General features: G+C 36.8%; 9 protein-coding genes. All 9 read left to right on the plus strand.

What is annotated here, in order from left to right; all coding sequences use genetic code 11:
* Positions 1–11 precede the first annotated feature (11 nt).
* The 9 genes from iolD to Q5Y73_RS08150 all read left to right on the plus strand — a co-directional run bounded on the left by iolD (position 12) and on the right by Q5Y73_RS08150 (position 12,559).
* The gene (gene iolD / locus Q5Y73_RS08110) at positions 12–1,877 is read left to right on the plus strand and encodes a 3D-(3,5/4)-trihydroxycyclohexane-1,2-dione acylhydrolase (decyclizing) (RefSeq protein WP_305991357.1); all 1,866 of its coding nucleotides are present in this window, start codon (positions 12–14) and stop codon (positions 1,875–1,877) included.
* Positions 1,878–2,042: 165 nt separating this feature from the next.
* Positions 2,043–2,963, plus strand: a complete 921-nt coding sequence (iolE, locus tag Q5Y73_RS08115) for a myo-inosose-2 dehydratase (protein ID WP_305991358.1) — start codon at positions 2,043–2,045, stop codon at positions 2,961–2,963.
* Between the two features lie 97 nt (positions 2,964–3,060).
* Positions 3,061–3,891, plus strand: a complete 831-nt coding sequence (iolB, locus tag Q5Y73_RS08120) for a 5-deoxy-glucuronate isomerase (RefSeq protein WP_305991359.1) — start codon at positions 3,061–3,063, stop codon at positions 3,889–3,891.
* A gap of 1 nt (position 3,892) precedes the next feature.
* Complete coding sequence (gene iolC, locus Q5Y73_RS08125) at positions 3,893–4,900, plus strand: 5-dehydro-2-deoxygluconokinase (protein ID WP_305991360.1); 1,008 nt, start codon at positions 3,893–3,895, stop codon at positions 4,898–4,900.
* A 53-nt stretch (positions 4,901–4,953) separates the two neighbouring features.
* Entirely contained in the window at positions 4,954–6,417 is a 1,464-nt protein-coding gene (locus tag Q5Y73_RS08130; protein ID WP_305991361.1) for a CoA-acylating methylmalonate-semialdehyde dehydrogenase, read from the plus strand.
* Between the two features lie 143 nt (positions 6,418–6,560).
* Positions 6,561–7,577 (plus strand): LacI family DNA-binding transcriptional regulator, encoded by a 1,017-nt coding sequence (locus Q5Y73_RS08135; protein WP_305991362.1) that lies wholly within the window; start codon positions 6,561–6,563, stop codon positions 7,575–7,577.
* 219 nt (positions 7,578–7,796) lie between these two features.
* A complete protein-coding gene (locus tag Q5Y73_RS08140) occupies positions 7,797–8,753 on the plus strand; it encodes an endonuclease/exonuclease/phosphatase family protein (protein WP_305991363.1) in 957 nt (318 codons plus the stop codon).
* A 138-nt stretch (positions 8,754–8,891) separates the two neighbouring features.
* Positions 8,892–11,195 (plus strand): DEAD/DEAH box helicase, encoded by a 2,304-nt coding sequence (locus Q5Y73_RS08145; protein WP_305991364.1) that lies wholly within the window; start codon positions 8,892–8,894, stop codon positions 11,193–11,195.
* A gap of 47 nt (positions 11,196–11,242) precedes the next feature.
* Positions 11,243–12,559 carry a ribonuclease H-like domain-containing protein gene (locus tag Q5Y73_RS08150; RefSeq protein ID WP_305991365.1) on the plus strand — a complete coding sequence of 439 codons (1,317 nt, stop codon included), beginning with the start codon at positions 11,243–11,245 and terminating at the stop codon, positions 12,557–12,559.
* The last annotated feature ends 24 nt before the right edge of the window (positions 12,560–12,583 follow it).

Consider the following 12,583-nt stretch of genomic DNA (forward strand, 5'->3'; position numbering starts at 1 on the left):
AGGAGGTCACTATGGAAACGATTCGTTTAACTATGTCGCAGGCGTTACTAAAGTTTTTAGATCAGCAATACGTTGAGTTTGATGGAAAAGAGATAAATTTTTTTAAAGGTGTAATGGGTATATTCGGTCACGGTAATGTAACAGGAATCGGCGAAGCCTTAGAGCAAGATACAGGAAGTTTAACTTATATTCAAGGGAAAAATGAACAGGGAATGGCACATGCTGCTATGGCATATGCAAAGCAAAAAAATAGATTAGAAACCTTTGCGTGTACATCCTCCATCGGTCCAGGTGCTTTAAATATGGTTACTGCGGCAGGTACAGCAACGGTGAATCGCATCCCTGTGTTGTTTCTTCCAGGTGATATTTTTGCTTGTAGACAACCTGATCCTGTTTTACAACAGATTGAAGACCCTACTGATTACAATGTCACTGCAAATGACGCATTTAAACCTGTAAGCAAATATTGGGACCGTATCTCTCGACCAGAACAATTAATGTCGGCAGCTTTAAATGCAATGCGTGTGTTAACAGACCCAGTGGATACAGGAGCAGTAACTTTAAGCCTCCCGCAGGATGTACAGAGTGAAGCATACGATTACCCAGTGGAATTTTTTGAAAAACGAGTCTTCCACATAGATAGAAGGCCGTTGCCTCAAAGTACTTGCCAAAGAGCGGTACAACTAATTAAATCTAAAAAGAAACCTTTGATTATTGCGGGTGGTGGTGTTCATTACTCTCTTGCAAGTGAAACGCTGAAAGATTTTGTTGAAACCTTTCAAATTCCTGTTTCGGATACACAAGCAGGGAAAAGCGTAATGTCTTGGGAGCATCCTTTAAACATGGGTGCAGTAGGTGTTACAGGATCGCTAGCGGCAAATCTATTAGCTAAAGAGACTGATTTAGTAATCGCTGTAGGAACTAGATTAGCTGATTTCCCCACCTCATCCAAACAAGCTTTTCAAAATCCAGATGTAGACATATTGAGTATTAATGTTAGTTCATTTGATGCTTTAAAAATGAACGGATTAAGCATTGTAGCGGATGCGAAAGAAGCATTAACATCACTAACAGAAGCCTTAGCTCAAGAAGGGTATAAAACAGAATATGACCAAGGTGATTTATCCAGATTGAAGAAAAAGTGGGATACAGAGGTAGATCGTTTATTTGCAATAGAAAGTGATCAAGGTTTATCACAAACAAGAGTGTTAGGTGAAATCAATCAATTCATTCAAGAAAAAGATGTGATTGTTGGTGCTGCTGGAAGTTTACCAGGAGATTTACATCGTGTATGGCGTACAACTGAGCCCAAAACCTATCATTTAGAATATGGCTTCTCTTGTATGGGATATGAGGTTTCAGGTGCCTTAGGAGTAAAAATGGCAGTACCAAATCAAGAAGTGTATGCCATGTGTGGAGATGGCAGTTTCTTAATGCTTCACTCCGAGCTTGTAACAAGCATACAAGAAGGTCAAAAAATCAATGTGATTTTATTGGACAATCACGGTTTCCAATGTATTCACAATTTACAAAGAGGGCATGGCAGTGATGGGTTCGGCAATGAATTCCGCTTTCGCTCCAAAGAAACAAATCGATTAACAGCGGATTATGTTCCTATCGATTTTGCAGCTTATGCTGGTGCCTTAGGAGTAAAAGCTTACAAAGTTCATACTTTAGAAGAGTTAAAGGAAGCACTTGAACAATCTAAAAAAGATACTGTTTCCACATTAATAGATATCAAAGTTCTTCCAGGTACAAATACAGATGGATATGAATCATGGTGGCGTGTAGGCGTTGCAGAAGTATCTGAAAGTAAAAAAGTACAACAAGCGCATAAACAAATGGAGCAAGATATCAAGTTAACGAAACAGTATTAGAAAAATAAAAGTAGTTTACTCATATTTCTGCACTTAATTTAATGATCTACTAATATCAACCAAGTCCATAAGGTTAACGTCGACATCAGTACTTCCTGTACATAAAGTCAGTCACAAGAGTAAACTGCTTTTAAAAAAAGAGAAGCGACAAGGAGGAGATCATAAATGAATAGATACCCTTTTAATCTAGGGATTTCACCGATCAACTGGTCTAATGAAGATGTGAAAGAACTTGGAGAGCATTACACAAGCAGTACAATTTTAAGTGAAATGAAATCTTTAGGGTTTGTTGGTACAGAAATGCACAGTAAGTTTCCTAGTGACGCAAGTGAATTGAAAAATGTACTTTCAGAGAAAGGAATGCAGCTTGTTTCTCAATGGAAAGGCGTATTATTTGCAGATAAATCGAAACATGAAAGTGAACTAGAAGCATACAAGAAGCATGTGCTCTTTTTGAAAAGCATGGGATGTAAAGTTGTTGTCACATGTGAGCTTGGTGGTTCAACGATTGGTGATCCAAGAAGAGATTCCAATGTAGCAAATGTAAAACCACTGACAGATAAAGAGTGGAAGAACATGGTTGAAGGACTGGAGAAAGCAGGTCAAATTTGCAAGGAAAACGGAATGACATTGGTGTATCACCACCATATGGGTACCAATGTTGAAAACCCGGAAGAAATTGATAGATTAATGGAAACCACAGATCCAGATTTGGTGTCTTTAACTTTTGATAGTGGTCATGCTTACTATGGTGGTGCTGATCCATATGAAGTGCTCGTTAAACATTATGACCGTATAAAACATATTCATTTTAAAGACATACGACAAGACGTATTGGATGAGGTTAAAAAAGGAAAAATCAGCTTCAAACATTCGATTGCAAAAAATGTTTTTACAGTACCTGGTGATGGGATTATTGATTTCAAACCCATTTTTGAATATCTTTTAAAACAAAATTACACGGGCTGGGCAATCCTTGAAGCAGAACAGGATCCAGCGGTAAAAAATCCAGTTGAGTACGCACAAAAATCAAAGGATTATATACAAAATACATTTAATGAATTAAATAACAAGCAAAACGTATGATACACCTGGAGGATAGTGACATCATTGCTTAATAAATTGGTTCATCATCAAATCAGAAGCGATTTTCAGCAAATTTAGAGTAGAAAGGAATGGTAAAATGTCAGAATTCATAGTATCAACGAAACAACCAGATGACAAAGGTCAAGTAATCTCAATTACACCTGAATCAGCAGGTTGGGAATATGTAGGCTTTGAAGTGTTCTCCTTAAATGAAGGTCAATCCATCAAAAAAGTAACGGAAGATAAAGAGATTTGTATAGTTTTGTTAAGTGGAAAAGCATCTGTAAATACAAAGCTTGAGAGATGGGAAAATATTGGAAAGCGTATGAGTGTGTTCGAAAAAATACCTCCATATTCCGTTTACATTCCATCGGGAGACTTTTATGAGGTATTAGCGTTAACAGAACTTCAACTTGCTGTTTGTGCTGCCCCCGGAAAAGGAACACTACCAGCACGTTTAATCGCTCCAGAAGATGTTGGAGTAGAATTAAGAGGATCAGGCAATATGGAACGTACCATTCACAACATCTTACCTGAGCAAGCTGAAGCAGATAGCCTATTAGTAGTAGAAGTATTTACTCCAGAAGGGCATTGGTCTAGTTATCCGCCTCATAAACATGATCAAGATAACCTTCCAGAAGAGTCTTATTTAGAAGAAACCTACTATCATAAAGTTAATCCTGAACATGGTTTTGCTATCCAGCGTGTGTATACAGATGACCTTTCATTAGATGAAACTTTAACAGTAAAAAATGGGGATGCAGTACTTGTACCTAAAGGATATCACCCTGTATCTGCCCCTCCTGGTTATGAGGTTTACTACCTAAATGTAATGGCAGGTCCTGTTCGAACTTGGGCATTTAAAAATGATCCAAATCACGAATGGTTGATGCAAAGAATGAAAGCTTATGGAAGTCAGGTGAAATGAGATGAATCTATTAAATTTTGATCAAAATAAAAAACTAGACTTTATAGGTGTAGGTAGATTATGTGTAGACCTAAATGCAAACGAGATTCATAGACCGATGGAAGAAACGATGACATTTACGAAATATGTTGGCGGTTCTCCAGCGAATATAACGATTGGAATGTCTAGACTAGATATGAAATCTGGTTTTATCGGACGAATTGCAGACGACCAAATGGGCCGATTCATAGAGCAATATTTGAAAAATAACAATATTGATACATCCAATGTGATTACAGATAAATCGGGAACAGTAACAGGGTTAGCTTTTACAGAAATCAAAAGTCCAACTGATTGCAGCATTCTTATGTATCGAGACAACGTAGCAGACTTGAAATTAGAGCCAAATGATGTGTCAGAGGAATATATCAAACAATCCAAAGCGATTTTAATCTCTGGAACAGCACTAGCAAAAAGCCCGTCTAGAGAAGCAGTATTCCTAGCTTTGCAATATGCTAGAAAACATGGTGTTGTTGTATTTTTCGATATTGATTATAGACCGTATACTTGGGAGTCTGAACAAGAAACAGCAACGTATTACAACCTCGCAGCTGAAAAATGTGATGTCATCATAGGAACTCGAGAAGAATTCGATATGATGGAGAAAATGGAACTCTATGATAAGAGTGATGACTGGATTACGGCCAAAAAGTGGTTTGATTACAATGCCAAAATTGTAGTCATTAAACATGGAGCAGAGGGTTCTATTGCATATGCTAAGGACGGTAAATCATATACTGGTTCCATATTCCCAGCAAAAATAGTAAAAACATTTGGAGCAGGGGATTCATATGCAGCAGGGTTTATATATGGATTAATGAAAGGTTGGAAAGTAGATACAGCAATGGAGTTTGGAAGTGCAGCTGCATCTATAGTGATATCAAGTCATAGTTGTTCAGATGCAATGCCTACGTATGAGCAGGTTCATAGTGTGATAGAAACACATAAAGGAACGAGTGCCAGCACATAAAGTGAAGTGAATTAATTTTTAAATGTGAACTAAAATATGGAGGAGAATGGGTCATGACAAATAAAACACAAATGGAAACGCTAAATAATTTCATTGGTGGACAATGGGTAGATTCAACAGCTGCCGATACATTAGCAGTACCAAATCCAGCAACAGAAGAAAAAATCGCAGAGGTACCTCTATCTACAAAAGAAGATGTTTCGAATGCGGTGGCAGTTGCTAAAGAAGCTTTTAAAACATGGAGTAAAACCGCTGTTCCTAGAAGAGCACGTATATTATTTAAATATCAGCAGTTATTAGTAGATCATTGGGATGAGCTTGCGAAGTTAATTACACAAGAAAATGGAAAAAGTTATAAAGAAGCTTACGGAGAAGTACAACGTGGAATAGAATGTGTAGAGTTTGCAGCAGGTGCTCCTTCGTTAATGATGGGTAAACAATTACCAGATATTGCAACAAACCTGGAGTCAGGAATGTACCGTTATCCTGTCGGTGTGATTGGTGGAATTACACCTTTTAACTTTCCAATGATGGTTCCTTGTTGGATGTTCCCATTAGCTATTGCTTGCGGTAATACATTTGTTTTAAAACCATCTGAAAGAACTCCATTATTAGCCAATCGTTTAGCAGAACTTTTCAAAGAAGCAGGTTTACCAGATGGTGTGTTCAACATCGTTCATGGTGCACACGATGTGGTAAATGGATTATTAGAACACCCTGATGTACCAGCGATTTCATTTGTAGGTTCACAACCTGTTGCTGAGTATATTTACAAAACTGGAGCAGCCAACGGGAAACGTGTTCAAGCATTGGCAGGTGCTAAAAACCATAGTATCGTTATGCCCGATGCCAAATTAGACGAAGCAGTGAATCAAATTGTGACAGCAGCATATGGCTCAGCAGGGGAGAGATGTATGGCCTGTTCCGTAGTAGTGGCAGTAGATGATGTTGTAGAACCTTTAATAGAAAAGATCAAAGAAAAAGCAGACGAGATAAAGATGGGTAACGGATTAGATGAAGATGTCTTTTTAGGACCAGTCATTCGAGCTGAACATAAAGAGAGAACTGCGAATTATATTGAAATTGGAGTTAATGAGGGTGCAAAATTAATTCGAGACGGTCGTAAGGATGAATTTGTAAACGAAAAAGGATATTATATCGGACCTACGATTTTTGATCATGTCACATCTGAGATGAAAATTTGGAAGGATGAAATTTTTGCTCCTGTATTGTCCATAGTTAGAGTAAAGAATTTAGAGGAAGCAGTAGAGGTATCCAACAGATCTGATTTTGGTAATGGTGCGTGTTTATTTACACAGGACGGAAGCAATGTTCGTTATTTTAGAGAAAACATAGAGTCTGGTATGTTAGGAATCAATTTGGGCGTACCTGCTCCGATGGCATTCTTCCCATTCTCAGGATGGAAAAACTCTTTTTATGGTGATTTACATGCCAATGGTACGGATGGAGTAGAGTTTTATACAAGAAGAAAAATGATGACAGCTCGTTGGACTTAATAAATATTTTATTGATTCAAAATAATTTATAGGATACACAAAGAACCGCTAAGAGCGGTTCTTTCAATAAATATAACATTTTTTATTCATTTAGGTTATAATGATTTAAAATCAACGAACGTATATTTAGAAGGAGTAGCTCAATGAAACCTACGATATATGATATCGCTCGTGAAGCAGGTGTATCAATTGCAACTGTTTCAAAAGTGATCAATAATACGGGTAGAATCGGAGATAAAACAAAACAAAAAGTAATGAAGGTCATGAAGGAACTTGATTATCAACCTAGTATCGTGGCTTCAGCACTGACTGGAAAGAGGACACATACGATTGGATTATTAATCCCAGATATAGCCAATCCGTTTTTTGCGGAAATTGCTCGCAGTGTGGAAGATATGGGCAATGAATTAGGCTTTAGTGTAATGATGTGCAGTACCGATAACAATATAGATAAAGAATCCAAGTACATCTCCTTATTGGAACAAAAAAGAGTAGACGGCATTATTATAGCGACTGGTACTAGGAACACAGATGTTTTACAAAATCTATTAAAGAAAAAATTGCCGATTGCTTTAATCGCCAGGGATCTTCCTTCACTTCCTGTTGATACAGTGCTTGTGGATGATTATATGGGAGGTTATGAAGCAACCTCACATCTGATCAGCTTAGGACATCAAAAAATTTCTATTATTGCTGAAGACTTAAAAGTAATGAGCAGTAAGGAACGTATTAGAGGTTATCGACAAGCTTTAGAAGATCATGGTATGGAATATGATGAAGAGCAGATACATGTGAGCGATTTTACTATAGAGGGTGGAAGAGAAGTAGCTGCCACGATTTTAGCTGAAAATAATCCAGCAACTGCCATCTTTGCCTGTAATGATTTATTAGCTATGGGAGTGATCCAAGCTGCTAGGGAAATTGGAGTTGAAATTCCAAGTGATTTATCCATTATCGGGTTTGATAATACCATTTTAGCCTCTCTTTGCGATCCTCCTTTAACGACAATTGCCCAACCTATTCAAGATATGGGGAAACAAGTAGTAGAGTTATTGGTAAAGGAAATTAAACAAGAAAAGCAATCAAAGCAGCGTGTTGTGCTTATGCCTAGTTTAGAGGTTAGAAATACGACTTCAGATAATACTAAAAACCTAGTATAGTAAAGTAAAATAATATTGTGAAGATGCGTTAAAACAACAGCAGTACCTGATTCAAAGGTACTGCTGTTGTTTTGAGAAGAATTTTATTGAGACACTTTATTGTGAGAATTTATCGTTTATGTTCTTCAAAATGTACTTTTTATAGTAGGCAAGTCTCCAAACAATTCATTTCTAACACGAATATCATATCTTAACTCAATAAAAATAGGAGATTGCATTATGGGAATTTATAAAAAGTTACCCCTCACATTTTTGACATGGAATATTTATTTTGGTGCTGATCTAACTCCACTTATTAATACTACACCTCAAGAGGTTCCGAAGGTTACTACAGAAGTGTTTAATCAATTTGAACAGACGGATTTTCAGGAAAGGGCAACATCTATTGCACAGCAAATTAAAGTTGCAAATCCACAATTAATAGGACTACAAGAGGTAGCTATTTGGACAGTTAGAAGTATTGTTAAGAGGATTGAAACTAATTTTTTAACTATTTTAATAAAAGAATTAAATAGATTGGGTTTAGATTATAGTGTAGTGGCGATGAATCATAACTTTAGTAGTGAGTTACCAAGTAGTACAGGAGACTTGATTGGAATCCAAGATCGTGATGTTATACTTGCCAAAAGGAATGCAGGTTTTTGTTTTTGCAACATACAAGAACACAATTATTCTAAGAATTTATCAGTTTTGGTTGGTGGAGCCCCTTTTACCATTCTAAGGGGCTGGTCTTCAGTAGATATTATTTTTGAAGGGCAAACATTTAGATTAATAAACACGCACTTAGAAGGAAATTCAATGGAAGTACGGTTAAATCAAGCGAAAGAGTTATTAGATGGTCCTGTTAAAACTTCACTTCCACTTATATTGTTAGGCGATTTTAACTCTGATGCAGATGGACCCTTAAAACCAACTTATGACTTATTCATATCTGCTGGATTTAGGGATGTATGGAATATTGCAGGAAGTGGAAAGGGATTTACTGCCTTTCAAGCAAGAAATTTATTAAACACTATTTCAAGTTTAAATGAAAGGATTGATTTGATTCTATTTAAAGGAAATTTTAAGGTACTGATTGCTAACATCTTGGGAGATCAACAAGTCAATCGTACACCATCTGGACTATGGCCTTCGGATCATGCTGGAGTTGTATCTTCATTGAGAGATTGTCCTTAATGGAAAAATACAATGGCTTAACTTGAATAAATTAACGTTGCTCCTAGAACATATATTCTGTAAAATAGGAAGTATAATATTTGTTATGAAAAATGAAAATGAATTATTAATACGGATAAAACAAGGAGCTTTATATAAATGAATAGATTAACAGGTAAATTTGATTCTCTTCATGATTTGATTGCAGAGTTGAAGGAAATGCCTCAGTTCAAACCACAAATTACACATTGGCATACGATTCCAGCTAGAGAAGCTAAATATGCAGAGTTTCCCGGGCAAATTCATAATAAATTGAAGCAGGTTTTTTTGGATAGAGGCATTGCAAGTCTCTATACGCATCAAGCAGAGTCTTTTGGGGAGATTGTAAAAGGAAATCATGTGGTGACGGTAACACCAACTGCATCGGGAAAAACGTTATGTTACAACTTGCCTGTGTTGCAGCGTTTGTTGGAGGATGACAGTGCTAGAGCTTTATATATGTTTCCAACAAAAGCATTAGCACAGGATCAAGTGGCAGAAGTGAACGAGATTGTAAATCAATTAGAGATGGACATAAAAGCTTATACTTATGATGGGGACACTGCGCCTACGGCGAGGCAAGCCATAAGAAACGCTGGACATATCGTAGTGACCAATCCAGATATGCTGCATTCTGCTATTCTCCCACACCATACGAAATGGGTGAAGCTTTTTGAAAATTTGCAGTTTATAGTTATAGATGAATTACATACATATCGAGGAGTATTTGGCAGCCATGTTGCCAACGTTTTGCGACGGTTAAAACGAATTTGCAATTTTTATGGTTCAAATCCACAGTTTATTTGTACTTCAGCAACGATAGCGAACCCAAAAGAACATGCTGAACGATTATTGGAACAAAAGGTATCCTTAATAGATAAAAATGGAGCGCCAGCTGGAGAAAAGCATGTTGTTTTTTATAACCCACCAGTGGTGAATCAACAATTAGGTATCCGTAGAAGCAGTGTGTTAGAGTCGCAAAAATTAGCAAGTCTATTATTAAAAAATGGTATTCAAACCATTGTTTTTGCACGGAGCAGAGTTCGTGTTGAAATATTACTGACATATTTGCAAGATCAAACTAAAAATGAGTTTGGCGCTAAGTCCATTCGAGGGTATCGTGGAGGATACTTGCCAAAGCAACGAAGGGAAATTGAACGGGGACTAAGAAATGGAGAAATTCGAGGTGTTGTTTCAACGAATGCTCTAGAACTAGGGATTGATATTGGGCAACTGCAAGCCTGTGTGATGAACGGATATCCAGGCAGCATAGCCAGTACATGGCAGCAATCAGGCCGGGCAGGTAGAAGACAAGAAAGCTCTCTCACCTTTATGGTTGCTAGCAGCAATCCATTGGACCAATACATTATTCAAAATCCAAAGTTTTTCTTTGAAGCTACACCAGAGGAAGCAAGGATTGAAGCAGACAACTTATTAATTCTTATTGACCATATAAAATGTGCGGCTTACGAATTGCCTTTTGAAAAAGGGGAAACCTTTGGTGGGGAGACGCTACTTGAAGTATTAGAGTTTTTAACTGAGGAGAAAGTATTACATCAGGTGGAGGATCGTTGGTATTGGATGGAGCAGTCTTTCCCTGCTCATAATATTTCTTTGCGCTCTGCTGCACAGGAAAACTTTATCATTATAGATATGACAGAAGGCAGCAGAGTGATTGGGGAAGTAGATCGTTTCAGCGCACCGACACTAATTCACGAAGAAGCCATTTATATTCATGAAGGGATACAGTTCCAAGTAGAAAAATTAGACTTTGAAGAGAAGAAAGCCTTTGTGCGAAAAGTGGATGTGGATTATTTTACAGACGCAAACCTTGCCGTTCAATTAAAAGTACTTCAGGTGGATAAACAAGCTGAAACAAAAACTCATGATCTTCAATATGGGGAAGTAACTGTCAATGCTAAAGCAACATTTTTTAAAAAAATCAAATACAGAACGCATGAAAATATTGGTTCAGGTCCGATTCATTTACCAGAAGAAGAGCTGCATACAAGTGCTTATTGGTTCTCCTTCGCCGAAGACATTCTGGAAAACCGCAGTAAAAATGATCTTCAATTCGCGTTATTAGGACTTTCAAACGTATTAGTACATATAGCACCGTTATATTTAATGTGTGATCCGATGGATATTCGAGTCGTGCCACAGGTGAAAGCTATCCATACGAAACTCCCTACGATATTCTTTTATGATCGTTACCCTGGTGGAGTGGGATTGAGTGAACGTTTATACGATGTTCATCATGAGTTGATACAACAAGCAAAGGAATTAATACAAGGTTGTACTTGTTTAAGTGGATGTCCTGCTTGTGTTGGACCAATTGAAGAGGTGGGGCTAGCTGGGAAAGAGTTAGCCTTAGAACTACTAAGTACTTTGATGATTGAAAACAATACAGACTCGGTTCACTAATCAAATTTATTTATTGTAAAAAATGTATTTTAATGAGGAGGGGTAACTTGAGTAAGTTAAAAAACAGATTAAATCGATTGAAAAAAACTCATGCATCATCTGATATTAATGAAAAGGATCAAGTGACCTCTTCTCAACCAAGTGAAGTAGAAGAATGGGGGGGAGTAGGAGCTGTTACTGAAACGACTTCATACGGATCCTTTATCAAGCGACTCATAAAGATCCCATTTCACAAAAAGGTGGGTTTCTATCCATTGTCTCAACTGGTTGACAAAGCAGAAGTCCTGTGTCATTTGCAAGCATCAGAATCTAATATTCAACACGATAAGATGTTGTTTTTTGATACTGAAACAACAGGATTGGGTATAGGCACTGGTAACGTACCGTTTATGTTAGGTATTGGATATTATACAAAAGAAGAATTCGTTGTAGAGCAATTATTTATTCGAAATCCGAGTGAAGAATTGGCAATGTTGACTTATATGAATGAGAAGTTCCAACAATTTACTCATCTAGTTTCTTATAACGGTAAAACGTTTGACTTGCCATTACTAAAAAATAGATTCGTGCTCCATCGAAAGACTTATGAGGGAGAACATTTGGAACATTTGGATCTTTTATATCCTGCTAGAAGCTTGTGGAGAAATACATTAACTACTTGTAAGTTGAGTTATGTGGAACATCAAAGATTAGGAATACATCGTGTTGATGATGTGCCAGGTTCAATGGCGCCAACGCTTTATTTTAAATATTTATCAGAGAAAGATCCGAACATCATGGCGGATGTATTTCGTCATAACGAAATAGATATCGTAACATTAGCGGTGTTGAGTATTTATTTTACAACTTTATTTGAAGATACAGAATTATATAAAAGTATAGAACTAGATGAGTTATATCGTTTGTGTCTTTGGTTTAATAAAATGGAATTAACAGATCAGTTTCAACAAGTTTATGAATTGCTTATTAAAAGAGCGACAGAAGAAGATCCGAACTATTTTATTCCTCTAGCGATGATTTTTAAGAAAAAGAAGGAAGTTGAAACGTCTGTGTTTCTATGGAGGGAATTTATTGAACTTCAAGGTCATCAACGTATGATAAATACGGAACCATATATTGAATTAGCAAAATATTATGAACATCGGAAAAAGGATTTTGAAAAGGCGATTTACTATACTAAAGAAGCGGAGCAAAGAGTGTATCAAAGAATTTCTTTTTCAAGAAGGGACAATAAGTATGTAGAAACAATAAAGGAGATACAAAAAAGGAAAACTAGATTGGAAAGGAAGTGGATGAATAAACAGGAAAAAAGGGAAAAAATGGATGATGTTTCCCATCCTAAACAAATTCAAATCAATATATAAACATACATCTAATCTAATTTTCCT

Source organism: Chengkuizengella axinellae (assembly GCF_030730905.1).
In the GTDB taxonomy this organism is placed as follows: domain Bacteria; phylum Bacillota; class Bacilli; order Paenibacillales; family KCTC-33759; genus Chengkuizengella; species Chengkuizengella axinellae.